The sequence below is a fragment of the Paenibacillus sp. FSL L8-0644 genome (assembly GCF_038008165.1).
GTDB classification, from domain to species: domain Bacteria; phylum Bacillota; class Bacilli; order Paenibacillales; family Paenibacillaceae; genus Paenibacillus; species Paenibacillus polymyxa_D.
The window spans coordinates 4,902,281-4,928,953 of record NZ_JBBOYN010000001.1 but is presented as its reverse complement, the minus strand read 5'-3'; the positions used below and the strand labels follow the sequence as shown (position 1 = coordinate 4,928,953).

Sequence of the window (26,673 nt, the reverse complement as noted above, 5' to 3'; positions counted from 1 at the left end):
GCTACGGGGATTTTTTTAACCTGTTTAGTGCTCTTTGAGCGGTAGCCATGCCAGAACATCCTGAATTTTCGCGTCCCAGTATCCCCATTCATGCGCTCCAGGACCTTCTTCGTAGGTCAGCGGAACCCCGACGGTACTACATGTTTCACGAAAAGTCTGATTCCCCTTATATAAGAAATCCTCCGTACCGCAGCATTGGTAGAGTCGGGGGAGTGAGGTCCCCAAGGCAGCATGACGTTGTAGCAACTCTAGCAAGTCGTGATCTGTTCCGCGTATTTCATCTGGCCCAAAAATGTTAAGCCATTCCGCTGGACTCATCGCATTTTGCATAGGATCGGTGCGTGATGCGTGTAAATCCATGACTCCCGAAAGACTGGCAGCGGCTGTAAACCGCTCTGGATGCTGGAGTGCCAGTTTGAAAGCACCATATCCACCCATAGAAAGTCCGGCTACAAAATTATCCTCACGCTTGTCGGATAGAGGAAAGAATGAACGTGCCAAAGCCGGCAATTCTTCACTGATAAAGCTCCAATAAGCCGCTCCTTGCTCCATATTCGTATAGAAACTCCGATGTACTTGGGGCATAACGACAGCCAGGCCCAATGAGGCCACATAGCGTTCAATGGAGGTTCGACGCAACCAGGTTGAATCATCGTCCGATAGGCCATGCAGCAAATACAGCGTCGGATGTGGCCCGGTTCCTTGCTTGCCCTCTAGTCCAATTTGTGAACGGGTTGCCTGAGGAAGAATAACATTCATGGATGTGCTCAGACCAAGAACTTCCGAATAAAACTGACATTGAATAAGAGCCATAAGAAGACCTCTTTTCCTAGGGGTTTGTGACCTCATTGCGGTGTTCAGCATATGACTGAGTATTCATTCAGTATACCTTAGCCTGTCTAAATATACATATCCAAGTGAGCGACTAGGTATTAAGTCCCGTTTCTTATTTATCCTACATTAGGAGGGGGTATGGTTATATGGGACGATTTTTTTAATTTGGGGGTTATTTGGGTTTGATTTCTGGTAAAGTGTTTAAAAAAGAATGATGAATCCAATCAGAGGAGGAATTTATAGCATGGGAAAAAAGTTAAGAAATACAGTTACAGGTTTATTGAGTACAGGTCTTATTCTTAGCGCATTCAGCGCAGCGGCAGCTGCTCCTCAAACTACAAATGGACATTGGGCAGGAGATCAGGTGCAACGCTGGTCAGCCACAGGACAATTGGACGGCGCGGTAAAACCGGATGCGGCAATCACACGTGCAGAATTTATTGTTCTTCTGAACCGCAGCTTGGGTACGTTCACGCAGGATACTCCAGCTGTGACAGACGTAACGTATGCGGACAGTGTAAAAGTAAACGGTAATGGAGGCAGAACGTTCACAGATGTACCAGCTTCTCACTGGGCATACAACGAGCTGACAAGTGCCGTGAATGCAGGTTACATAAGCGGCTATGCAGGTAACAAGCTCAAACCAAATGGTAAGGTAACACGTCAAGAGGCTGCGGCTATCGTAGGCAAAGCTATTGGACTCACTGCGGGTAACGCAGCAGATGTTACTAAATTTATTGACTCCGACAAAATTGGATCTTGGGCAAAGAAAAGTGTAGCGGCAGCTGCGGAGCAAAAAATCATCAACGGTTATCCGGATGGTAAATTTCAGCCACTGAAGTCGCTGACTCGTGCAGAGGCAATTGCTATTCTGGACGCTGCTTCCGGCTACAACCTGAGCCCTGTTGATAATCTGACGACGACTCCTGGTGGAACGGTAACGGATTCCACATACAGCAACGTGACAGATTCCACTTATGGTAACACGTCGACTACTTCTGGCAGCGAAACAGAAGATAGCAGCACAAATACCAGCACAGATAGCACGACTACGAACAACTCTACAACAATAGATACCAACACAGATGCAGACACAACTACGGATACGACTACAGATAGCACTACAGACACAGTTGCAACTACGGGAGTACTGAAAGTCAACGATGTGTATGACGGAGAAAGTACAATTACGGGGACAGCTAAAGCAGGTTCCACAGTAACCGCCTATTCCAACGAACTGCCTATCGGTAGTGCAGTAGCCAAAGATGATGGCACATTTAGTATCAGTGTGCTTACTCAAAAAGCAACGGTTAGACTGGTAATCAAAGCTAAAGATGCAGACGGTAACGAAAGTGAGCCTGTAGAAATTTCTGTTTTGGGTAAACGCAGCGAGTAATTTATAGCTAAAATCCCCCTTTCATTCTGTCTGGAACAAGTCCAGCCGACAATGGAAGGGGGATTTTTCGTTTATTCGCTTATACCATCCTCGACAATAGACTTCTCGGGTTCACGTGTTTGTGGCTCAGACGATGTGCCACCGCCATAACTAGCTATAATGCGTTGCTGCGCTCGATACGTATCGCGGCTGATTCGGGTGCGATCTACGGCTTTTCCGTCTACCTTTTTTACCCGAAATGTTTCTACCACATACCCTTCTTTGCCCTGCCGAAGTACTTGATAGAAGCCGGGGGAAAGTGAGTCATTACGGAGTCTTTTCTCCGGTATGGGAAGTACGCGAACCGTATGGGATTCCAGTTCATACGAAATATTGGACGGAAATGTACCAAAAAATTTAACAGTAAGTGTTCGGTTTTGGACAGCCGCACGAAGTAACAAATGCTTGCCTGTATTGTTTTTAAAACGGAAATTAATGGACCCCGTAGCGAAAGTCGCATCCTGACCTTTGGGCAGATAGCTGACCGGCAAGGAATGGTTGCGGCGCTCAACAATGTCCAAACCGACTCGCAGCGCTGCATTATACACCGTGCTGGATACCTGACAAATCCCCCCGCCTATACCGGACTCCAACTGACCGTTCACGATCACTGGAGCTTCACGAAAGCCATGAGTGCGCTCAGCCTTGGCAATCAATTGGCCATAGTCAAAAATGTCACCCGGCTTGAGAATTAAACCATCAACGGTGCTTGCCGCTGAGTTAACGTTGTACACGCGTCCTTCCGAGCTGCTGCCCAGACTGGTGGAGAACTGGACAATTTTGCGCTCAATCCCTTCGTTACGTAGACTGTCCACCGAAATTTTCGGTTCCAGCTGACGGAAAGGTAATTCCACTCGTACGGGCTCTTCCGAAGCGGTAAAATCCTTGGGCAGCGCCTTATCTAGTGCGGCGTCCAATCTGGGCCAATCTAGGCGTCGGGCAGAGCGCCCCGGAATATAACGAACCTGATCATTCCCGTCAATCTGTCGCACAGCATTGATAGGCATGCCATATCGTTGCTCCTCCCAATCGGCTCCGAATTGGGCCCTTAATATCTCCTCCTGTCGGAAAGATGTGATAGACCATTCCTTCTCGAAGCTAAAACGTGTCTGCACACGAGTCCATAGATGCTCCGAGCTGAGTGCCGTCACGGCATTCCGAAATGCCTCCGCTTTATAATGAATTCCTGCTTCCCCGAGTGTAATTTTTATATCCTGTGCACTGCTGTCACTGTCCGTCAGAAGTAGTGGACGTTGCTTCAATGCATCCAATTTTTTATCCACCAGCCGAAGAGCGGCTGTGTGATCCATGCTTCCTACGTTAATTCCTCCGACCCTCACTCCCTCCGGCAGTGTTTGTCTGTCGGCGTACAGATGAAGTCCTCCCCACAACATGGCTAGCGCCAGAACACCAGACCATATCCAAATGACAGATAAATGAATTTTTTTCATAATGCAGATGTCTCCTGTCTGATAAGCTTGATAGCGTACTCGTGTGCCATAATATTCATATATATGTGCCAAAAGCAGAAAACTTTCGGTACTATTTAGGTAACAAATTTGTTACAATGATAAACGGTATGATGAAATAGAGAAGTTTTTAAAGGAAATGCATGGAATATGTCGAATGGATATTAGGTTATGCGTAATATGATTAAGCAACGGGAAGTGATCGAGTGATTGAAATGCAGGATGTGTGGAAGACCTATACTAACGGAACCCACGCACTTCAAGGAGTATCGGTCAGAATTGACCGCAATGAATTTGTATACGTAGTCGGCCCGTCTGGAGCGGGGAAATCGACTTTTATGAAGCTTATTTATAGAGAAGAAGTACCTACCAAGGGGCAAATTTCAGTCAATGGTTTTAATATCGGGAAGCTCAAGCAGCGTAAAATTCCCTACGTTCGTCGTAACATCGGAGTCATTTTTCAGGATTTCCGGCTTTTGCCGCGTTTGACGGCTTATGAGAATGTGGCTTTTGCTATGGAAGTTATTGAAGCTCCCAAGAAGCTGATTCGCAAACGGGTACCCGAAGTGCTTGAACTGGTTGGCTTGAAAACAAAAATGAATCGTGAGCCTGCCCAGCTTTCCGGTGGGGAGCAACAGCGTGTAGCGATTGCACGGGCCATCGTAAACAATCCTTCCGTGATCATTGCCGATGAACCTACGGGAAATCTGGACCCGGAAACATCGTGGGAGATCATGCAGTTGCTGGACGAAATTAATTTTCGAGGCACGACCATTGTGATGGCGACCCACAATAAGGACATCGTGAACTCTATGCGTAAACGCGTGATTGCCATTGAAAATGGCAACATCGTAAGGGATCAGGTAAGAGGGGAGTACGGATATGACTTTTAACACCTTCTTACGTCATGTGCGGGAAGGTTTCAAAAACATATTCCGCAATGGCTGGATGTCCGTGGCATCCGTCACCTCGATTATTGTGTCACTGCTCATATTGGGCGTATTTATCATGCTGGTGCTCAACGTCAATTCCCTGGCTGATCAGGCAGATAGTCAGGTGGAGGTTAACGTATTTCTGGAGCTGAATGTAGAGCAAAACATGCGTGAAACACTGCAAAAGGAAATCGCGGCGATGCCAGAAATCAGCAAAACGACCTTTGTGACTAAAGCTCAGGGTTTGGAAGAGCTGCGCAAAGATTTGGGTGACAGCGGCAAGGAGCTGCTGGAGGGTTTTGACAAGGACAGCAATCCACTGCCGGACAAAATTGTGGTAGAGGTTATTGAACCAACAACGGTTCCATTTGTGGCCGAAAAGATTGAGAAGCTGAATACGTTGCATCCAGAGAAACCGATTTTAAAGGTTCGTTATGGAAAAGGCACCGTAGAGACGCTCTTTACGATTACGAAGCTCATTCGTAATGTAGGCTTTATATTCGTCGCTGGACTGGCGATCATGTCCATGTTCCTCATCTCGAATACGATTCGCGTGACCATATTGGCACGACGAAGAGAGATTGGCATTATGAAGCTGGTCGGTGCGACCAACTTTTTTATACGCTGGCCGTTTTTTATTGAAGGAGCGCTTATTGGTCTCATTGGTTCCCTGATTACCGTGGGTATTTTATTTACTGGATATCAGCGTTTGCTGACCGCCGTTCAGGGCGATATAGCTCTGAATATGTTGAAGCTTATGCCACTTGAAGGCATTTGGATTCAGTTGAGTGCATTGTTGATTATTTTGGGGATGCTGGTCGGAATTGTTGGCAGTACCCTGTCCATGCGCAAGTTCTTAAAAGTATAAGAAGCGCTGGATGACGTCGTGGTCGATTTAATAGAACGGGGAAGCCCGGTGTTATTTTGCGATAAAGGATGGGGAGTGCAAGTTGAAAAAAACAGGATCTGTGTTGGCCGCTACCTTGTTAGCCGCATTGCTAATCCAGCCTTCTGACGGATATGCCAAAAGCATGAGTGAGATCAATTCGCAGCTGAACAAATTGGAAAAGCAGGCCCAATCTGCCAAGCAACAACAGGAAAAGGCTGCTCAAGATAAACAGTATGCCCAACATTACAAAAATAAAACCGTGCAAAACCTAAAAATTGTGCTTGCTCAGATTAACAGTGTCAGTGATCAGCTGACTCGTGTTGCGGTTCAGATTGATCAAACGGAAGATAATCTGCGTGCGACTAAAAAAGATTTAGCTGAGGCCATTGATCGTATCCAGTCACGGGAAAAAATGCTGGAAACTCGTGTGCGTTTGATGTATACGGATGGAACCGTCTCATATATGGACGTGCTGATGTCTTCGTCCAGTTTTAGTGACTTTCTTAGCCGGGTAGATTCCCTGAAAACGATCGTGGAGCAGGATCAAATCCTGTTGGACGAGCATAAAAAGGACAAGGCTCTGGTCGTAAGTAAGAAGAAGCAGCTGGATACGGAATATAAAAATGCCAAGAAGCTGTATGCGCTCAAGCAGGGCGCCAAAGCAGAACTGAATTCGAAGGAGAAAGAGAAGCAAAGACTGATTTCCAATTATGATCATGATATTGCGGAGTCAGATGAAATCAGCGAAGAGCAAAATGACATGCTGGTAGCCCTCGCGAACAAACGTGTGGGTCTGGTGCAGGAGAAGAACAAGCTCAGAGCGGAGCAGGCTGCCAAAGCAGCACGCGCCAGAGCGGCTGCACGTGCGGCTGAAGCCAAACGATATGCATCTTCTTCCTCAGGCGCTGCCTCGAATTCCAGCCATGCGGCAGCCAGTACGTATACGGGTGGATCAGGTACGTTGGCTTTACCTGTATCTCATTACAGACTCTCATCTACTTTTGGCATGCGGGTACATCCGATTACTGGCAAGCTTAAAGGCCACACAGGTATTGATATGGCGGCTCCGCAGGGAACTGATATTCATGCAGCTGAAGACGGTGTTGTCATTGTTGCCGAGTGGTGGAGTGGTTATGGAAACACAGTTGTAATTGACCATGGAGACGGACTATGGACCCTATACGGACACATTCGCAATGGCGGTACGGTGGTTCATACGGGGCAGACTGTGAAACGTGGTCAAAAAATTGCAGAAGTTGGTTCGACGGGCAATTCCACGGGACCTCACTGTCATTTTGAGGTGCGCGAAAATAACAAACCTGTAAATCCGATGAACTATTTATAGTAAATAAGGTAAGCCCTATTTATAGCCATTACGGTTGTAGATAGGGCTTTGCTGTAATGGTTAATATCCGATGAAGAACATGTGCATTGAGACACGGAGTAGGATACAATTAACATATTCCGTACAAGCTAGACGTATACTTCGTGGATGGATATGCGTTGTAAGGCAATAGGATACAAGATAACGAGAAGGCGGTGGACGATTAGATGTTGAAAAAAAGTACAGCGATACTCTTGATGGTGATCGGGCTGCTTGGCGGCAGTCTGCTCACTTTTGCCTATACTGGAACGACTACAGTAGGGAACAGCGCTCTGGGCGAAGGACTGCTGGCGAGTGTGACAGGTAGCAGTTCTACCTCCAGAAGTGATATCCGCAAAATCGAGACGGCGATGGACCTGATTCAGGGACAATATTATCAGGATGTGGATCGTACCAAGCTGGTGGATGGCGCCATCAATGGTATGATGGAGTCGCTCGGCGACCCGTATTCCTCTTATATGGGTAAAGAAACTGCACAACAGTTCGAGCAATCTATAGAAGGCTCTTTTACCGGGATCGGAGCTGAAGTAGCGGCTGAAAACGGAAAAGTAGTTGTAGTCACGCCAATTAAAGGCTCGCCGGCTGAAAAGGCAGGGCTACGCTCTAAGGATATTATTTTGTCTGTTAATGGTGAAACACTGGACGGATTGGATCTGAACAAGGCCGTTTCCAAAATCCGTGGACCTAAAGGCAGTCAGGCGAAAGTCAAAATTCAGCGCAGTGGCTCTCCTGATCCGCTCGAATACACGATTACCCGTGACAATATTGATATGGAAACTGTAACAGCTCATATGGAAAGCGACGGTGTAGGCGTCATCACGATCACCCAGTTCTCCTTGAATACAGCAGAACGATTCAAGGAAGAGTTGGCGAAGCTCGAGAAGCAAGGGCTAAAAGGGCTCGTCATTGACGTGCGTAATAACCCGGGCGGCGTGCTTTCCGTTGTCATTGAGATTGCGCAGCAATTTGTACCTTCCGGCAAAACGATTGTACAAGTGGAAGACAAGAATCAGAAGCGTGAAGAAGAGAAATCCAAAGGTTCACGTAAAAATTACCCTGTGACTTTGCTAATGAATAAAGGTAGCGCAAGTGCGTCCGAAATTCTGGCAGGTGCTCTCCAGCAATCAGCAGGTGCTGTGTTGATCGGGGAAAACTCCTTTGGTAAAGGTACTGTACAAACCAGCTATGACAAGCAAATGGGTGACGGTAGCCTGCTCAAAATTACGATTGCCAAATGGTTAACGCCAAATGGAACGTGGATTCATAAAAAAGGGATTAAGCCGAACATCGCGGTGGAACAGCCTGAATACTTCACAGCAGCACCGCTGAACAAGGAAAAGTCCTTGAAATACAATATGAATAGCAGTGATGTGAAAAATGCACAAATCATTCTGCAAGGTTTGGGTTACAAACCAGGTCGCGAGGATGGCTATTTTGACAAAGTAACTGAAAGCTCTGTTATTGCTTTTCAAAAACAAGCGAAGCTGACGGCTAGTGGCATCATTGATGCGAAGACAGCAGCAGCGATGGAAGCCAAGCTGATTGAGAAAATTCGTGATCCGAAAAATGATAATCAACTCAAGCAGGGGATTGAAGAGATTCGGAAGGAAATGAAGACAAGCGTAGCGAAATAATAGTGAGGCTACAACAAGGGGGCTGGAAACAGCCTCCTTTTATATTGGGATTTATTTGCAGTCTGTCGGTTTGTCTTCCCTACGTTGGCAATTTCATATAGAATAAATGGATATGAAGTGTACGTGATCCGCTATACAGCGGGCCAGGGGCATAAGGGAGTGTGAATGGACTTGGAATGGGCATTACAATGGGGATGGAGCGTCTTGAATGCTTGCTTATACCTGCTTATGCAGCCGTTTTATTATATCTCAATACTCATTGTCGCACTTGGTTATCGTCAGCAAATGCTGCTGGAGCGCAAGCTATTTCATACTAAAATGCATAGCTGGGCCTCAGAGACCTGGCGTGTCGTATGGAGTGGTTTGCTTGCTGGAATGGCGCTATCCGTTCTGGGAATGTTCGTCAGCGTGCATCTGAACCCGGCTTCCATCGTGTGCCTGTGGGTAGCAACATTACTGCTCATGCTGGTACGCGTCCGTTACCTGTGTCTCGCTTATTCGGTAGGTCTGCTAGGTGTGGTTCAATTTTTCCTAAATGTGGCCAGTGGCTGGCAACCTGTGGGAGTGCTCGGAACTTCAGTAACAGCTATCCGCGGATTGGATATTCCAGCACTGTTGGTGTTGGTCGCCGTGCTGCATGTGGCTGAGGCGCTGTTGGTTCGCTGGCAAGGGGGGAAAGCTGCCACTCCACTGTTTGTCGAGGGCAAACGGGGGAGATTGGTTGGCGGCTATCGGATGGAAGATCTCTGGCCCATTCCGTTGTTATTGCTGGTACCCACTCAGGGAGGATTCATGCTTCCCTGGACACCGTTGGTCGGCGGCGATGCCGGAACCGGGTATATGCTGGCAGCCTTACCAGTCCTGATGGGCTTCAGCAGCGTGACGCTAGGCCAGCTACCACGACAGAAGGCGGTACTCACTTCGAACCGCTTGCTTCTGTACAGTGTGGCTTTACTTCTGCTGAGCTTGCTGGCTGCATGGTGGAGTCCGCTGATATTGTTAGCAGCGTTATTCTCTTTTCTGGCTCATGAGGCACTGATCTGGTATGGTAATATGGAGGAAAGTCGTCTTAGCCCGATGTTTGTCCATCCGGAGCAAGGGATGCGTGTGCTCGCTGTGCTGCCAGACAGTCCGGCGACAGCCATGGGCATACTGCCGGGCGAGGCCATTTACCGCGTGAATGGAGTTATTGTGAATACCCGTGCCGAGTTACACCAGGCCTTGCGGATCAATTCTGCCTTTTGCAAGCTGGAAGTACGCAATCTGCAAGGCGAGAGCAAGTTTGTGCAGCGAGGCATGTACGATGGCGATCATCACCAGCTAGGGGTCGTGCTTGCACCGGATGCAGACGCGAGCTGGGCCGTATCCCTACAGCCGGCCTCCATCTATCGGATTGTTGCCATGCATATAGGCGCTCGACGACGTAAAGCTGGACAGGCATCGCAGGCAGAGGGTACACAGTTGGATACCATGAACAAATAGATGTTACAATAAGAGGGTAGTCATTATTTGATTAGAGTCGAATAAGGCTACGCTCTTTTTATATGCCGACAGTAGCCTGCTTGAAATCAATATTCTGATCGGTATACAATGAATATGTAATAAGAAGCGTCGATGAACCGAATGTCTATCATGTGTGTCAAGCAGGGAGAGGAAAAGATGAACGCGATTCACTTTATTCGAGAGTACATCAGGCATCCACGCAGCGTAGGCGCTGTTATACCCAGCTCAAGACAGTTGGCCAAACAAATTGCCACACCGATTTACTTTGACAAAGCATCGTGCATTATTGAATATGGTGCAGGGACCGGTGTGTTTACGCAAGAGCTGATTTTGAACAAGCGTCCAGAAACGCTACTTTTAGTGATTGAAGCTAATGAATCGTTTTACAAAACGCTACAAAGCAAGTACGGACACTTGGAGAAGGTACACATCATTCATGGATCGGCTGAGCATGTAGCGCAGTATATACGACAGTATGAGGTTCCAAAAGTGGATTATGTCGTATCAGGGCTCCCTTTCACCAGCCTGCCAGGCGCGTTATCTAGCCTTATTTTGGGACAAACGGCTGAGGTTTTGGGCCAGGAAGGCAAATTTATTACGTTCCAGTACAGCAAGGTCAAACACAATTTTTTCCGCACCTTTTTTGCTGACATTCAGATTAAAAAGGTAAACTGCAATGTCCCGCCCGCTTATGTGTTCACGTGCAGCCTGTAACCTTGCAGCTATGTAGAAGATTAGAATAAATACGAATGCGATTATACGGATGATTATGAGAAGACTTGGTCAGCGTCATTAAGATACTGAAACGGTCTTTTTTTGTTGTGCACTTTCATAGATATATAAGGAGGGGATATGTTAAAAAGCAAAATTCATTTAAGGAATCATATTTTAAAATGGGGCTTAACCTATATATTACATAAGATGGAACCCACTAGATTTTTGTAAGATTCATGATAAATCTGAACTTTTGTTAAAGGAGATTTATATATGGTAAAACCACTGATATTCATGCGTTGGTGTGAGTACTATAAGTTAAGTGATCGTGAGACGGACTTTGTATCTTTTTTTATGATGAATTTCTCGGCTGCCCGTTCAGGCAATCAACCGAAGCTTAGGGAGCAGTTTGTTGAAATTCAGAAAAAAACCTTTCCTGAGTACCCGTTTGATATTACCCCGGAAGAACTGGATTACTCCAAATTCGAAGGTTTGATGAAGCAGGTGTTGAAAATTCATTTTGACACGGCCGAGCTACTATACTCCTTTTACCTCCAAAAGCTGTGCGCACCTTTGGCAGAATACATTTTATCCACTGGAGAATCAGAGCCTGCGCGCATCTATTATAAGCTTATTCAAAAGGATAAAGTACGGTAGGAAGGACGAGTGTGGATAAGCAAGAGCTATTGGGATACTCAAGCAATATGGTTATTTAAGAAATTAATACTAGCTAATTAAAACAATAGTTAAAAATGTCAATATACCTTTGTGTTAAGGTAATATTATAAATCCAGTTTCAAAGAAAGAGGGTGTTGTCTTCGGCTGGAACATTTCAAGCAGGGATATGACGCTGTACCAGAACGATAAACTCGTTTGGAATCAGGAGCCTTAAAGCCTTGTAGAGCGGCACTCGTATGGGTGCCGCTCTTTTCAAACTTAAAGGAGGAAAGCGGCATGAAGGAGAAAAATAGTAGTGGTATTTGGTCCAAACGTTCCAAATGGCTGCCGGTCGTCATGGCATGCACGATTATAGTAGGGGGGGCTCTACCGACTCCAACTGTAGTTCACGGTCAAACGGCAAAGACCGTTACCATTAAAGTCGATACATCCAAGGATCGTAAGCCGATTAGCCCTTATATTTACGGTACGAATCAGGAATTGGCAGGCGATGAGAATCTGACTGCCAGACGACTTGGTGGCAATCGAATGACCGGATATAACTGGGAAAACAATATGTCCAATGCAGGAAGTGACTGGATGCAGTCCAGCGATAGCTATTTATGCGACAACGCCGGATTGACAAAAGCCGAATGTGAAAAGCCAGGTGCGGTGGCAACCTCGTTTCACGATCAATCGCTGAAGCAGGGCACATATTCTTTAGTCACGCTGCCGATGGCTGGTTATGTGGCCAAGGATGGAAACGGAAGTGTGCAGGAAAGTGAAAAGGCCCCTTCTGCTCGTTGGAATCAGGTCGTAAACGCTAAAAATGCGCCGTTTCAACTACAGCCTGATCTGAATGACAATCAGGTTTATGCGGATGAATTCGTCAACTTTTTAGTGAAAAAGTACGGCGTTGCTTCAACAAAGACGGGCGTGAAAGGATATGCGCTCGACAATGAACCCGCTCTCTGGTCGCACACGCATCCGCGCATTCATGGTGAAAAGGTCGGAGCCAAAGAGTTGGTAGACCGGTCGGTAAGCTTATCCAAAGCTGTTAAAGCGGTTGACGCGGGTGCGGAAATTTTTGGGCCCGTTCTTTACGGTTTTGGCGCCTATACAGATCTTCAAACCGCACCTGATTGGAACTCTGTAAAAGGCAACTACAGCTGGTTCGTGGACTATTACCTGGATCAAATGCGCCTTAGCTCGCAAGCTGAAGGCAAGAGATTGCTGGATGTTTTCGACGTCCACTGGTATCCCGAAGCGATGGGCGGAGGCATACGAATTACGAATGAGGTAGGCAATGACGAAACGAAGAAAGCCAGAATGCAGGCGCCTCGTACTTTGTGGGATCCGACCTACAAGGAAGATAGCTGGATCGCTCAATGGAACAGTGAATTCTTGCCTTTATTGCCTCGATTAAAGCAGTCGGTGGATAAGTATTACCCGGGAACCAAGCTGGCTTTGACTGAGTATAGCTATGGCGGTGAAAATGATATTTCTGGCGGTATCGCTATGGCCGATGTGTTGGGCATCTTGGGCAAAAACGACGTATATATGGCAAACTACTGGAAGTTAAAGGAGGGTGCCAACAACTACGTTAGTGCCGCTTACAAGCTTTATCGCAATTATGACGGAAAAAGCTCTACTTTCGGTGATATCAGCGTTAACGCGCAAACGTCGGATATTGTTAATAGCTCGGTGCATGCTTCCGTAACAGATGCATCCTACAAAGAACTGCACCTCGTTGTCATGAATAAAAGCATGGACAGCGCATTCGGCGCCCAATTTGATCTTTCCGGCGAGACGACTTACGGTTCCGGTAAAGTATGGGGCTTCGACAAAAATAGCTCGCAAATTAAGGAATCCGCACCAATCACGCAAATTTCAGGCAACCGCTTTACCTATACAGTACCACCATTGACGGCTTATCATATCGTCTTGACTGCTGGCAATGATACGTCTGTGCCACCTGTGGAAGGTCCTGAAAGCTTTGCGCTGAGGGCTGAGGCTGGCGATGGGAAAGTCGATTTATCCTGGGACGCTTCCAGCGGAGCTGTAGGGTACAGTGTACAGCGGGCTACGTATGAAAACGGTCCTTTTACTGCTGTAGCATCCAACTTGGTCGAAACGTCTTATACAGATACCAACGTAACGAACGGCACTTCTTATTATTATAAAATAACCGCAAAAACAAAGGCGGGAATAAGCGAATCCAATGTTTTGAAAGCGGTTCCTCGAGCGCCTGTAGACGGATCCAATCGCTATGAAGCCGAAGAGGGCACGCTGAAGGGAACCATTGTGGAATCCAGCGGGACTGGCTTCTCAGGTACTGGTTATGTAACTAATTTCCACAATCCGGGGGATTCCCTGGCGATGACGATTCAGGCAGAGGCGGCAGGCTTGTACAATCTTACAATCGGCTACCGTTCTCCTCATGATGACAAACGCACGAACTTCTCTTTAAACGGCAAAGCGTCTGGCGAGCTGATACTTTCGAAATCGGCTGATTTTAAAGAGACTTCCGGTGGTAAGGTTCTGTTGAATGCAGGGGCCAATACGATCGGTTTTGAAACAGGCTGGGGCTGGTATGATATCGACTATGTCAAGCTGGAGCCAGCTACTGACCGTCCACCGCATGCGGTAACCAAAACGCTCATTAATCCGAATGCGACGATAGAAGCAAGAGCATTGATGAACTACCTGGTTGATCAATACGGGAAGAATATGCTCTCTGGTCAGGAGGAGATAAACGAAATTGATTGGCTTCAAGCCAATGTAGGTAAAAAACCAGCAATTGCAGCGCTTGACCTGATCGACTATTCGCCAAGCAGAGCGGAACACGGTCTTAGTTCCACAGAGACGGAAAAGGCGATTGCATGGGATAAGCAAGGGGGCATTGTTACCTTTGCATGGCATTGGAACGCACCGAAAGGTCTGATCGATACGCAGGGAAAAGAATGGTGGAGAGGCTTTTATGACGATTCAACTACATTCGATATCGAATATGCGATGAATCATCCAGAGTCCGAAGATTATACATTGCTTATTCGCGACATCGATGTAATTGCGGGGCAATTGAAGAAGTTGCAGGATGCGAAAGTTCCTGTGCTGTTCCGTCCTTTGCACGAAGCGGAAGGCAAATGGTTCTGGTGGGGCGCCAAAGGCCCTGAGCCTGTTAAAAAATTGTATATTTTGATGCATGACCGTTTGACGAATGTGCACAAACTGAACAATTTGATTTGGGTATGGAATTCTGTTGCTCCGGATTGGTATCCGGGAGATGAGTATGTGGATATTTTGAGCTTTGACTCTTATCCGCAAGCAGGCGACTACAGCCCGCAGATTGCAAAATACGAAGACCTTGTTACATTGGGCAAGGACAAAAAGTTAGTTGCCATGAGCGAAAACGGACCTATCCCGGACCCTGATCTGATGAAGGCGTATCAAGCCCATTGGAGCTGGTTCGCTACATGGTATGGGGATTTCCTGAGAGACGGCAAACAAAACAGTCTGGAGCATCTGAAAAAAGTGTATAATCATCCGAACGTCATTACGCTTGAAAAGCTCCCGACTAACTTAAAAACGTATGGCATTACCGAGCAACCATCAGTACCGGGCAGCTTCACGCTGAACGCAGCGGGCGAAACGGCGAAAGTAAAGCTGAGCTGGACAGCATCGGCGAATGCCGCAAGCTATGAAGTGAAGCGTTCGACGGCTGAAAACGGTACGTTCGCCACCGTAGCGAGCGATGTATACGAAAGCAGCTACACCGACACAGCCGTAACGGCAGACACGATATACTATTACCAAGTCGTAGCGAAGAACGATGCAGGTCAAACGCTTTCGAACACGGCTAGCGCAGCACCGAAAGCGGATACTCAGCAGCCGACAACGGGACTGGTGCTCCAGTATCGCACAGCGGATACAAATGTGAACGACAATCACTTGAACCCGCATTTCCAAATTGTAAACAAAGGTACAGCCTCCGTACCGATCAACGAGTTGAAAATTCGCTACTACTACACGATCGACGGTGACCGTGAGCAGACATTCAACTGCGACTATGCAATGCTGAGCTGCTCAAAGCTGAATGGTAAACTGGTTAAAATGGATAAGGCCGTCACCGGCGCTGATTATTATTTGGAAGTCAGCTTCAACTCGGATGCAGGCGTGTTAGCACCTAGAGGAAGCACGGGCGGAATTCAAACTCGTATTCATAAAACAGACTGGTCGAACTATAACGAAAGTGACGATTACTCGTATAAAGGCACGCAAACTTCATTCGCCGATCATACGAAAGCTACGTTGTATCATAATGGGGTACTTGTTTGGGGAACCGAACCGACAGCTAATTAAAATGATATAAATACTATCGCTGAAATGAGCAGGGGGATTTGTATCCTACCTGCTCATTTTTTTATACGAGAAGCCATCTATATGATTATTTTGTAAAAAATGAAATGATATGTTTATTTCTATTCTTTTTGTAACATATCAAGAATTAGAATGGAATTAATTAGAAGGAAGGGGGTTGGAAAATGTAACAGAAACGTAGCCACAGACATAAAGCAAGGTGTTTAGTAGCTTAAGAACTTTTAAAGAAGACTATTAAAGAGGAGAAATGACAAATGAAAAAAGCAATCTTAGCACTATCAATTTCCGCGTTAGCTTTATCTTTAGGGGGAGTAGCTTCGGCTTCACCAGTAAGTTCAACAATATCTGTTGGAGCTCCAGCAAAAGTAACCGTAACCTTTAGTCCTGCCAATGGAGAAAAGCCACCTATTACAAAGCAAGATACTCCCCCACTTAAATTAGGTATAGGTAGCTCATATGCTATGGAAGGTTCTAACTGGATGATTTTGTATGGAAGTGATGTTGTCGAACTTCATGGAAATAAAGCTAAGATGATCGGTTATGGAACAGCCCAAGTAGCCGCATATAAATCTAATGGAGACAAGCTTGGAGTTTATACTTTTGATGTTAGAAGATAGATAGTACTTATATGCAGTGAAGGAGGTGAAGTACGCTTCACTTCCTTCACTTATTTATTATCATGGATTAATCGGGTAAGTAATCTCTAGATCAGGGAAATACTCTATTTTTGGATTTCCATCTTTGTCTAATTCAAATTTGCTCTTATCATCTTTTCTTAAGATAACCTTGTCGACCTTTATAGTAATTGATTTGGGGAGAGAGGTGAAAGGTTCAAAACGTGAATCAGTTATCAGAACGTTTCCATCCGTAGCACTCCAACCGTTGTTGCTTATAAATTTTAGTTGTTTTCCTTTATCATCGTAAATTTCATACTCCAAAAAAGGAAGTGACGAAATTTTCGAATTAGTAGGTAGCTTTATGCGAGTAGTGATGCTGGTTGTAATCGGTGTGAGCTCAACTTTTTCTAGGGTATAGTCAATGTTTGAATACTTTCGCTTGAGAGACGGTGTAAAAACCAAGTTATTCTTGGTGTTCTTTTCCACAGGAATTTCTATTTTAAATGGTTGCTTAATGCCGGAGACAGGCATGGAGACTGTTAAATTAAACTTATCTGGGAAAGGCCTCCCTCCCTGGTTACGTAAATCTGAAAATTGTATAATTGTTGAATTAGAATTTTTCCCAGGTATCGTATAAGGATCAATGGAGTTGCTAGTGTTAGCAGGTGCATAAGAGTGTATGTCTTCTCCATTAATGGAAAGTATTAAATCATCAAGTAATAAGGGTAATTCGGTGTTTAAAAATCTTTTGTCAGTGGTTTGCCGTTCTAAGGCAATGGATATACGTGTTCCATCAAACATAACTTCCGGTACGCTGAGAGTCAGGCCATCGTGAGTGTCATTAAGATTTGGTTTGGATAGTAGCCCTTTTTCGTCCGCTGTTTGTAAACCAAGATCACCAGCTAGCTGGAATATAGAATTCATACCTGGAACTTGTTTTAAGGATGCAGCCATTGTTGGTGAAATGAATCCAGTACTAACGACAAGTGTAAACGCCATTACAAGTGCAGCGGAGGTTCCGAAAAAGGCATTGCGAACTCTTTTTGAACGAGAGTTAGAGCGCTTATAACGTCTTGTTTTCATATTGCTATAGCGTTCCATAGTTCTATCTATTAAATCCACTTGTAATGGAGTATTCCGAATAAGCTTTTGTAAGTGCTCGATTTCTTTATCTTCCGGGTTTAAATGAATGCTCAATTTGTTTTCCTCCCTTTTCATTGTAGTTAATTAGCTTTTTACGGAGTCGCTCATATCTTTTTCGGATCGTGGATGATTTTAGCCCCATAATTGTTGCAATCTCTTCGTAGTTGTAATCCTCAAGCGAACGTAATAATAAAATCTGGCGATCTTTTAATGTTAGCTGGTCCAGTAACTCGTGAATTAAATTTGTATATTCATGTATGGGTTGTTGCTTTAGGTTCAGTTTGTACTGAATGAAGGATTTGAATGTTCTAGCGTTTCTTTTTAATAAGTCAGTGCAGTGATTTTGAGCGATTTTGTAAAGCCAGGCTGAAAAAGAAACTGTAGGTACGAACTGACGGATGTGCTCAAGCCCTTTGATGAATATTTCTTGAGCGGCATCTTCTGCTTCTTCCTGATTTTTAAGTAAGTAGTAGCAATATAAAAAGATCTGTTGTTGATAACGCCGTATGATATGTGTGTATGCTTGTTTGTCGCCTGCTTGGACCTGCTCTATGACAAGATTAATGTCTGCGTTTTGATTATCTGTATTTAGTTTTTCCATTAACGTCCCTCCCTTCTGCCTATATAACTGAAAAAGATATACATTTGTGACATTCAAATAAAAAAACTTGAAGTTTGTTTTTAATGGTTCTCCAGATGTACCTCATTTAACTTTTCAATTATCACGGAATTCGTAAAAAAAAGGCTTCTTTCTAAGGCATCATAAAATAAAATGACTTTATAGACCATATATTTCACTATTTTAATTATTTTGTAATGAAATGAAGTTCTTACGACCGAAATCACATGTTAAGTATGACTTACGATATATCTGCAACTATATTGAGGGGGATTGAAATGAAACATACACCTACGATCCGCTCGACGATAGAGACCGAACTCAAGCAAAGGGGATATACATTTAGCAGCTTTAGTAAAATATCTGGTATTAACCGTGGTACATTCAGTACCATGCTGAACAGTAACCCACCCAAGCCAATCTCCGTTCGGCAGATGGACTTGATCACTAAGGCATTAGGGTATCCCGAAGGCTGGTTGTATGAGTTATACATAGATGAATGCTTTCACGAGGGGAAAGGGCACTGGAAACGGATTAAGCCTTTTTTATTGCGTTGTGTGGAGTTGGGGAGGAAGGAGTGTATTCAAAAGGTATTGACGAGACTAACGGAGGACTTATCCTATGTGTCTACAGTATTTGAGTTTGCAGAAGAACTGCATAAAGGGGGGAAGGAAAAGGAAGCTGTCCCTTTTTACGAGTGTGTGGTAGAGAACGAAAGGTATCATCATTCCGAGCGGCTGGCTGTCAGCCAATATAGGCTATTTTCTTGCTCTTTAAACAAAGATCTGGAGAATAATCGTCAACAAGCTATAAAATTTGCTCCATATCGCAGAAACTTGCCTGAAAATCATCAACTGGATGCTTTATTAAAGCTGGCAAATGTGTACTACCAGGTTGATGATTGTGAGACAACTATACAATATGCTAAAGAACTTGAGGAGATCACCAAAAATATTTTTGAACAGCAGATTCTAACTAGGCAGAAAAAACATGAAATCAAGCCTCTAAATACAGAAAGACATCTAATCGTCTATTATGGTCAAGCCTACTTAATACAGGGAGTTGCCCTTGAAAAGCAAGGGCTGTATGAAGAAGCAATGAAATTTATACCTTACTATGAAAAATTGACTTCTTTTAAAGGGCTAGATGAAGTGGGAGTTTTAGAAGCACAGAAATTTGAAATGTGGGCAGAGGCAAACCGTTTGAATTTAGAAATTCTAATGGGAGATATGACTAATTTACCCGCTTATGTGGAACTAATTAGGAATAATCCTCAGGAAATATTACTTGGACTACTAACCATAATAGAGTCGGCCAATACCTACAATTACACAGTGGACGATATTTTGATCAATTTTGCTGAGAATATTAATGAATCTAGGAACTTACGCACAAATATTTCTTATTATATGACGAACTATGACCTGGTGACCTATTCTCGCTTTTTTCTCGAGCTTAGTCGCTATTATTTTAATAAGGGAAACTATTCTGAGGCGATCGATAGTATGTTGAACAGTCTCAAAGCAACCTCACAGTTGAATGATAAGGCTTTCTATATCAGGTCTATCACGTTATTGTTTGAGAAATACAAAGACCATTCGACACATGAACAACGGGCAGAATATGAAAAAGTACTTAAAGCTGTCGAATATAACATTAAGCAAATGACGCCTTAAAACTCAAAAAGGCTATGTACTTTTCTACTATAGGTAGAGAGACATAGCCTTTTTTACATTTAGAGAGTATGGCGCACCGCTAATTCTAAGAATTTAATTTATCATTAGCATCCGAATCACCTGATTTACTCACTAAAAGCTCACCCTCTGAAGAGGTGAACAGTTCTTTTATGATCCGATAAGCTTTATTCTGTTCTGCTTCACTCTGCTGGGAAAGAATATGAATACATCCCCATATCCAGGGCTGGCTTTTGAGTTCTTCATATGAATTAAAGTTAAAAAATGCAAATACGTTTGTGTTCAGCGCCTCTGCTATTTTCTCTAATGTTTTGATCTGCACATTGACTTCACCACGTTCCAACTTCCCTATGTAGGAGCCTGTTGAATCGGATGCTTCTGCCAGTTGTTCTTGTGTAATATCACGCAATTTTCGAAATTGGCGAATTTTCGTTCCTATAAGTTTCGTCGTTTCCATAGACCTCCACACTCCTATAGTATGAGTGTAGACAAAGCCAGATCAGGCGTGGAGGTAATTGTATTGCCTAAATTGTTATATATTTAGTTTTTGTGAGAACTATTTAATAAACATCAAATTCCATAATATAATAAAACAGTGTAGAAAAGGGGTTGACCATCATCCAATTTATTCATATAATTTCTAGTATATTGTAATTGATTGTCGAGGAGGGTGATTTTTAAAATCATCTGAATACGCCGGGGGTGTTTTTATTGGAAAATGCAACCACGATTCGTTCGGAAATTGAGAAAGAACTAAAACTTGGTGGCTACACTTTTAATAGTTTTGGACAAGCTACGGGTCTTAACCGGGGCATATTTAGTGCGATGCTTAACGGGAATCCGCCTAAACCTATCTCCGTAAGACAAATGGACTTGATTACCAAAGCATTTAATTATCCAGAGGGCTGGTTGTATGACCTGTATGTGGATGAATGTTTTTATGATGGAAGACCACATTGGAAAAGGGTCAAGCCGTTCCTGATTCGTTGTGTTGAAGTGGGAAACCTGCGCTGTGTTGAGAAAGTGCTCTCACGCTTAATGGAAGATCTTAACCACATTCCGACAATCTTTACTTTGGCAGAGGAGCTTTATGAAGAAGGGAAGTTACAAGAGGCAATTCCTTTCTATGAATGTGTCATTGAGAATGAGAAGTATCAACATTCAGAGAGGTTGGCAATTAGTCACTATAAATTATTTGTAGCTTCGATAAGTCAAGATTTTGAAAAAAATTTGGAATCGGTATTGAAATTTGTTCCTTATCGTAGTCGCTTGCCAGAGAATTACCACTTGGACGCTTTGCTAAAGCTCGCTAATATATACTTCAATCTGCATAAGTGGAAAGAGGTAGAGAAATATGCAGATGAATTGCGAAATCTTGCAACGGTTATATATAACAATGAAGTTCAGAAACGAAAAAGTAAATATAAGAATAGAAGCTTAGTAACTGAAAGACCTCTTGTTGTTTATTATGGACAAGGGTACTTATTAAAGGGACTTGCATTAGAAAAACAAGGGTTTTATGACCAAGAATTAGAGTATATCTGTGGCTATAGAGACTTAAGCTGGTTTGAGGGACTCGATCAAATCGGAAAGATGGAAGTAGAAAAATTCAAAGTATGGGCAGAAGCTAATTTGTTGAATCTAAGTTTAATTATGGGGAACGTCGAGAAACTTTCTGAGTATGTAGAGTTTCTTAAGTGTAATCCTCAAGAAGTTTTACCTGGCTTATGGACAATTACAGAATCTGCCAATAGGCATGGTTTTTGTATAGATGATGTTCTTGAAATTTTTGCCAAAGAGCTAAAAACATTTAGTTCAAAAGTGCATCTTAGGGAAAGTTATTATGAATCCACTTTTATATTGGATAGTTGTGCTAATCTTTTTCAACAAATTGCAGTTTATAAATTCATACATTCTTCTTATTCTGAGGGTCTACATTATATTTTGCAAAGTTTAAAATTATACTTTCAAATAAATAATAGAAATAGTTTTGCAGAATGCACTGCACTTTTTGAGAAATATCGCATTAAATCTTCCGAGATTCAATTGCTGGAATATCAAAAAATTATGGAAGAGGTGCTTAAGAATGCGAAAGAAAATTCCCCTGCTTATATTGCTTATGAGCTTGGTTAGTATATGGAATATTGGACATTCAGAAAATGTTTATAAAGACATAACGAGCATTAGCATTTTTAATCATGGTGCAGGAGGGTAGGTTTGCTATTTATTAATGTTAAAGAAATGAAAATGCATAGTATTTTTTAGATGGATTTTATGTTCTCGAAGCCAATTCTTATGGATTGGCTTTTTTGATTCTCCCCGTTAAAGGGATGAATTGGGTTTTATTATATTTTTAACCTGTAGGGAAGGTATCAGCTTGTAAACTAATGTAAATACCACACCGAACAGGAGGTTTATTGATGTGAAATGGAAACAATTGGAGGAATGCATCGAAGAAAAGCGGAAGGAATTAAATGATTTGGCGAATGAGGTGGGATTGAAGGATCGGCGGGTGTTAATCAAGTCCATGGAGTTAGATAGACTCCTTAATAAGTACAGCGACTGGAAATATAGCTATCGTAGACAACAGAGCATCCCCCAAAGTTCACAAATACAAGAGAAGCAACACGAGCTTGTCCTATCTTATTAATCTTCAAGCATCATGACAAGATAGAATCTAACTTCACCAGGGCTTCTAATACATAGTGGGATATAGAATAAACAAAATAATCTCTATTGCATCTCGTACGCTGCTCTTATCCACGTTGTTCGTACGGTTTATTGTTCTGCGTCTACATCAGGCGGAAGCCATGTATTAATGATGAATATGTATCAAAAAAACCTCCCGATTCACGTTATTACGTGACTCAGGAGGTTTTTGGGTTTTACTGTTGAAGTTGGCGTAGTACGGTGATTTCGACACGGCGGTTTTTTTGTCGTCCAGCTTCGGTACTATTGTCACCAACCGGTCGGGTATCTGCATAACCCGCATACTGAAATCCTGAGGGTGAAAGTTGCTCTCTGTCGAGAAAGAATCGGAGTACAGATAGTGCCCGTGCGCCTGAAAGCTCCCAGTTATCCTTATACATCGATGAGTTCGAGGAGCGCGTGAACGGAATGTTGTCCGTATGGCCCTCAATGCTAATCGGTGTTTTCAAATCTCGAAATAGACTGGCCAACTTGGATAGTGTGTTGGCAGAGCCTTGCTTGAGTGCAGCTCTACCTTGATCGAATAAAAAGCGGTCATTTAGCGTAATGACAATACCACGCGGCTGATCTGACACAAAAATCTGATTTTCCAGTTTGTTGTCCGTAATATATTCTTGAATGACACCCATTAAATTTTGCAGTTCTTTTTCCTGCGTGCGGAATGCTTGTTCACGTTCGGTAAGCTTTGTCGATCCGGCTTCCTTTTTATCGGCTGCTGGTTGCTTGGTCGCGGGTGGATTCTTGCTGGTATAACGATCGGCAGTACCTGTAATGCCCGAGCCTTGCTCCAAAATAGAATCTCCCTTGTGGAACGTATCCTGAAGGGATTGAACAACGACATCGTATTTTTTAGCATCCAAACTACTCATGGCATACATCACAACGAAAAATATGAGCAGCAGGGTGATTAGATCGGCATAGGTAATCATCCAGCGGTCACGATGGTCTCCGCCGCCTCCTTGACCCCCACGGCGCTTACCGCGCGTTCTCATGGAAGTCCTCCTTTGGAGATGCGTCCTCAGTGCGTGAGCGACGAGGCGGTTTGCGATCTATATTTTGCTCTGAGCGGATAAAGAACTCCAACTTTTTGCGTACAAGTTTTGGATTCTCTCCGTTTTGGATAGCCAGAATACCTTGCAGCAGCAAATCCATCGTGATAATTTCACTCTCACTGGCTGCTCTTATTTTGGATGCGATGGGCAGAAAGATCAGATTGGCGCTAGCAACGCCGTATAGGGTTGCGATAAAGGCAACAGCAATGGACGGACCAAGCGCAGTAGGCTCGGTCAGGCTGCCCAGTACATGGATTAGGCCCATAACCGTACCGATAATCCCCATCGTAGGGGCATAACCGCCTGCGGATTCAAATATTTTGGCGTACCCTTCATGTTTGTGTTCAATGGCATCTAACTCAAGCTCTAAGATCTGTTTGATCTGTTCCTGCTCGGTGCCGTCGATGACCAACTGAAGACCTTCGCGCAAAAATGCATTCGGATGCTCTGATGAAATACGCTCTAGCGCAAGCACACCGGATCGGCGTGAGGTGGCAGCCATGGAAACCAAATCTTCTATATATTGCTCCGTAGGATTGTCCTCACGGCTAAATGCCATCCGTAGAGCGGTGGGGATCGTCTTCAGCTTGGAAGCGGGGTAGCTGATCACAACTGCGGCGAAAGTTCCCCCAAATACAATGAGAGCCGATGTACCTTGAAGCAGCCCGGTAAATTCGCCGCCTTCCCATAAGAAGCCACCGATTAATGCTATGATTCCTGCGATGATGCCCAATACGATGGTGATATCCAAAATTTAATTCACTCCTATTCAAGACTTATCGTTTGCATCCGCGGTAAGAAAGAGGTATAATACGGGAACAAACATTCTTATCCAACCATATTTCCCAAGTATCATTGCTCGGGAAATATCGACATAGAGTTACAGGTAAAGACGTTAAAGCTCGACTGGTGTAAAATCATGATGTTTCCATTTTAGACGATAAGGGTGATGCAGGGCAATGAGTGATATCGTTGTTAGCGATAAGACTTTTGAAATTCAGTCGGAATTCCAACCTCAAGGCGATCAGCCCCAGGCCATTTTTGAATTGGTAGAGGGAATTGCAGAAGGAAAGAAGCATCAAACGCTATTGGGTGCTACGGGAACAGGTAAGACGTTTACCATCGCACAAACCATTGCCAAGTTAAATCGGCCTACGCTGGTTATTGCACATAATAAGACTTTGGCTGCTCAACTGGCGAGTGAGTTTAAAGAATTCTTTCCGAATAACTCCGTCGATTATTTTGTCAGCTACTATGATTACTATCAACCGGAAGCATACATCCCGTCTTCCGATACGTATATTGAGAAGGATTCCAGCATCAATGAGGAGATTGATAAACTTCGCCACTCAGCGACAAGCTCTCTGTTTGAGCGTCGTGACGTTATTATTGTAGCGAGTGTCTCCTGCATTTATGGTTTGGGTTCGCCGAAAGAATATTCAAGCCTGCTGCTTTCGCTTAGAGTTGGCATGGAGAAACCCCGCAATCAGATTTTGTCCCGCTTGGTCGATATTCAATATCAGCGGAACGATATCAACTTCGTGCGGGGTACTTTCCGTGTACGGGGGGATGTTGTTGAGATATTCCCGGCTTCCCATGGGGAACATGCTATACGTGTAGAACTATTCGGGGATGAAATTGAACGAATTACCGAGATTAATGTGCTTACGGGTGAATTGATCGGTGAACGTGATCATATTGCTATTTTCCCGGCATCTCACTTTGTTACTCATGAGGATACGATGAAGGTAGCATTGGTCAACATTGAACGTGAGCTTGAAGAGCGGTTAGCGGAGTTGAAGGAGCAAGGGAAGCTGTTAGAAGCGCAACGTTTGGAGCAACGTACCCGCTATGATATCGAGATGATGAAAGAGGTTGGTTTTTGTTCCGGTGTCGAGAATTATTCAGGTCCACTGACATTCCGTGAACGAGGAGCAACACCATATACGCTAATGGATTATTTCCCGGATGATATGCTGATCGTCATTGACGAGTCCCATGTAACATTGCCGCAGATTCGTGCCATGTATAACGGTGACCAAGCACGTAAGAATGTACTGGTGGATCATGGTTTTCGTTTGCCGTCTGCATTGGATAATCGCCCGTTGAAGTTTGAAGAGTTTGAGGACAAGGTAAGTCAGATTATCTATGTATCAGCTACTCCAGGACCCTATGAGATGGAGAAGTGCGAAACGATGGTGCAGCAGATTATTCGTCCTACCGGGCTTCTTGATCCGATTATTGAGGTGCGTCCGAGCAAGGGGCAGATTGACGATCTTATTAATGAAATACGGCTTCGCATAGAACGTGAAGAACGGGTGCTGGTGACCACACTTACGAAGAAGATGTCCGAAGATTTGACTGACTATTTAAAAGAAGTAGGCATCAAGGTCCGGTATATGCACTCCGAGATTAAGACGTTGGAGCGGATGGCTATTTTGCGGGATCTTCGTCTAGGGACCTTCGACGTGCTAATCGGGATTAACCTGTTGCGGGAGGGTCTTGATTTGCCGGAAGTATCTCTGGTCACGATTTTGGATGCAGACAAAGAAGGCTTCCTGCGTTCTGAGCGCTCTCTGATACAGACAATCGGACGGGCAGCACGGAACAGTGACGGTCGTGTTATTATGTACGGCGATAAGATTACCGATTCTATGGATAAAGCGATAAAGGAAACGGAACGTCGGCGTGCGATTCAAATTCAGTATAATGAAGAACATGGGATTACCCCGCAAACCATACGTAAAAAGATTCGTGATGTTATTGAAGCAACTAAGGTGGCAGAATCGAAGAATGATTACCTTCCTAATGAGACGGGTAAACTTTCCAAGAAGGAGCGCCAATCACTCATTCAGCGTCTGGAAGCAGAGATGAAAGACGCCGCCAAGAACCTACAGTTCGAGCGGGCAGCCGAGCTGCGTGATGCTTTGCTGGAGTTGCGAGCTGATTAAACATTGAGAATAAGCTAGAAGCAAAACATATGAAAATAAAATGTTTGATTGCTTTGC

The 26,673-nt window shown here is 44.2% G+C and carries 21 protein-coding genes; 14 read left to right on the top strand and 7 right to left on the bottom strand.

All coding sequences use genetic code 11. From position 1 onward, the window contains the following. Window positions 1-24: 24 nt before the first annotated feature. Window positions 25-813 carry an alpha/beta hydrolase gene (locus NSS94_RS22350; protein ID WP_341040160.1) on the bottom strand — a complete coding sequence of 263 codons (789 nt, stop codon included), beginning with the start codon at window positions 811-813 and terminating at the stop codon, window positions 25-27. A 265-nt stretch (window positions 814-1,078) separates the two neighbouring features. Between NSS94_RS22350 and NSS94_RS22345 the strand changes: the two genes are divergently transcribed. Next, entirely contained in the window at window positions 1,079-2,230 is a 1,152-nt protein-coding gene (locus NSS94_RS22345) for an S-layer homology domain-containing protein (RefSeq protein ID WP_341040158.1), read from the top strand. A gap of 71 nt (window positions 2,231-2,301) precedes the next feature. On the opposite strand, the gene NSS94_RS22340 is transcribed toward NSS94_RS22345, so the two are convergent. Then, complete coding sequence (locus NSS94_RS22340; protein ID WP_029514551.1) at window positions 2,302-3,720, bottom strand: VanW family protein; 1,419 nt, start codon at window positions 3,718-3,720, stop codon at window positions 2,302-2,304. Between the two features lie 224 nt (window positions 3,721-3,944). Here NSS94_RS22340 and ftsE point away from each other — a divergent pair, with 224 nt between their 5' ends. The 9 genes from ftsE to NSS94_RS22295 all read left to right on the top strand — a co-directional run bounded on the left by ftsE (window position 3,945) and on the right by NSS94_RS22295 (window position 16,448). Further along, a complete protein-coding gene (ftsE, locus tag NSS94_RS22335) occupies window positions 3,945-4,631 on the top strand; it encodes a cell division ATP-binding protein FtsE (protein WP_023990620.1) in 687 nt (228 codons plus the stop codon). Then, complete coding sequence (gene ftsX / locus NSS94_RS22330) at window positions 4,621-5,538, top strand: permease-like cell division protein FtsX (protein ID WP_013312238.1); 918 nt, start codon at window positions 4,621-4,623, stop codon at window positions 5,536-5,538. Before ftsE ends, ftsX begins: the two co-directional genes overlap by 11 nt. 82 nt (window positions 5,539-5,620) lie before the next feature. Beyond that, window positions 5,621-6,904: a peptidoglycan DD-metalloendopeptidase family protein gene (locus NSS94_RS22325; protein ID WP_341040156.1), complete on the top strand. Its 1,284-nt coding sequence runs from the start codon at window positions 5,621-5,623 to the stop codon at window positions 6,902-6,904. Between the two features lie 206 nt (window positions 6,905-7,110). Further along, on the top strand, window positions 7,111-8,577 hold the full coding sequence (locus NSS94_RS22320) for a S41 family peptidase (RefSeq protein ID WP_029514549.1): 1,467 nt from the start codon (window positions 7,111-7,113) through the stop codon (window positions 8,575-8,577). A 165-nt stretch (window positions 8,578-8,742) separates the two neighbouring features. After that, a complete protein-coding gene (locus tag NSS94_RS22315) occupies window positions 8,743-10,059 on the top strand; it encodes a PDZ domain-containing protein (protein WP_341040154.1) in 1,317 nt (438 codons plus the stop codon). A gap of 177 nt (window positions 10,060-10,236) precedes the next feature. Further along, window positions 10,237-10,794, top strand: a complete 558-nt coding sequence (locus tag NSS94_RS22310) for a class I SAM-dependent methyltransferase (RefSeq protein WP_029514547.1) — start codon at window positions 10,237-10,239, stop codon at window positions 10,792-10,794. Between the two features lie 273 nt (window positions 10,795-11,067). Then, a complete protein-coding gene (locus NSS94_RS22305) occupies window positions 11,068-11,451 on the top strand; it encodes a hypothetical protein (protein ID WP_029514546.1) in 384 nt (127 codons plus the stop codon). A gap of 297 nt (window positions 11,452-11,748) precedes the next feature. Next, window positions 11,749-15,813 carry a glycosyl hydrolase gene (locus NSS94_RS22300; protein WP_341040153.1) on the top strand — a complete coding sequence of 1,355 codons (4,065 nt, stop codon included), beginning with the start codon at window positions 11,749-11,751 and terminating at the stop codon, window positions 15,811-15,813. 272 nt (window positions 15,814-16,085) lie between these two features. After that, window positions 16,086-16,448: a hypothetical protein gene (locus NSS94_RS22295; protein ID WP_029514544.1), complete on the top strand. Its 363-nt coding sequence runs from the start codon at window positions 16,086-16,088 to the stop codon at window positions 16,446-16,448. A gap of 60 nt (window positions 16,449-16,508) precedes the next feature. On the opposite strand, the gene NSS94_RS22290 is transcribed toward NSS94_RS22295, so the two are convergent. Together NSS94_RS22290 and NSS94_RS22285 are read right to left on the bottom strand one after the other, a co-directional pair. Next, window positions 16,509-17,645 carry a DUF4179 domain-containing protein gene (locus NSS94_RS22290; protein ID WP_341040152.1) on the bottom strand — a complete coding sequence of 379 codons (1,137 nt, stop codon included), beginning with the start codon at window positions 17,643-17,645 and terminating at the stop codon, window positions 16,509-16,511. After that, entirely contained in the window at window positions 17,617-18,192 is a 576-nt protein-coding gene (locus NSS94_RS22285; RefSeq protein ID WP_029514542.1) for an RNA polymerase sigma factor, read from the bottom strand. Before NSS94_RS22285 ends, NSS94_RS22290 begins: the two co-directional genes overlap by 29 nt. Window positions 18,193-18,488: 296 nt before the next feature. Between NSS94_RS22285 and NSS94_RS22280 the strand changes: the two genes are divergently transcribed. Continuing rightward, the gene (locus NSS94_RS22280; protein WP_341040150.1) at window positions 18,489-19,886 is read left to right on the top strand and encodes a helix-turn-helix domain-containing protein; all 1,398 of its coding nucleotides are present in this window, start codon (window positions 18,489-18,491) and stop codon (window positions 19,884-19,886) included. 85 nt (window positions 19,887-19,971) lie between these two features. Here the strand turns inward: NSS94_RS22280 and NSS94_RS22275 are convergent, their stop codons facing one another. After that, window positions 19,972-20,361, bottom strand: a complete 390-nt coding sequence (locus tag NSS94_RS22275) for a helix-turn-helix domain-containing protein (RefSeq protein WP_341040149.1) — start codon at window positions 20,359-20,361, stop codon at window positions 19,972-19,974. Window positions 20,362-20,615: 254 nt separating this feature from the next. Between NSS94_RS22275 and NSS94_RS22270 the strand changes: the two genes are divergently transcribed. Further along, a complete protein-coding gene (locus NSS94_RS22270) occupies window positions 20,616-22,037 on the top strand; it encodes a DNA-binding protein (RefSeq protein ID WP_341040148.1) in 1,422 nt (473 codons plus the stop codon). A 289-nt stretch (window positions 22,038-22,326) separates the two neighbouring features. Further along, the gene (locus tag NSS94_RS22265) at window positions 22,327-22,554 is read left to right on the top strand and encodes an aspartyl-phosphate phosphatase Spo0E family protein (protein WP_023990607.1); all 228 of its coding nucleotides are present in this window, start codon (window positions 22,327-22,329) and stop codon (window positions 22,552-22,554) included. A 235-nt stretch (window positions 22,555-22,789) separates the two neighbouring features. On the opposite strand, the gene NSS94_RS22260 is transcribed toward NSS94_RS22265, so the two are convergent. Both NSS94_RS22260 and NSS94_RS22255 read right to left on the bottom strand, forming a co-directional pair. Then, window positions 22,790-23,605 carry a flagellar motor protein MotB gene (locus NSS94_RS22260; protein WP_029514538.1) on the bottom strand — a complete coding sequence of 272 codons (816 nt, stop codon included), beginning with the start codon at window positions 23,603-23,605 and terminating at the stop codon, window positions 22,790-22,792. After that, window positions 23,589-24,416, bottom strand: coding sequence for a flagellar motor protein (locus tag NSS94_RS22255; protein ID WP_029514537.1), 828 nt, complete (start codon window positions 24,414-24,416; stop codon window positions 23,589-23,591). The genes NSS94_RS22260 and NSS94_RS22255 overlap by 17 nt, the downstream gene beginning before the upstream one ends. A gap of 208 nt (window positions 24,417-24,624) precedes the next feature. Between NSS94_RS22255 and uvrB the strand changes: the two genes are divergently transcribed. Then, window positions 24,625-26,616, top strand: coding sequence for an excinuclease ABC subunit UvrB (gene uvrB, locus NSS94_RS22250; protein WP_029514536.1), 1,992 nt, complete (start codon window positions 24,625-24,627; stop codon window positions 26,614-26,616). The last annotated feature ends 57 nt before the right edge of the window (window positions 26,617-26,673 follow it).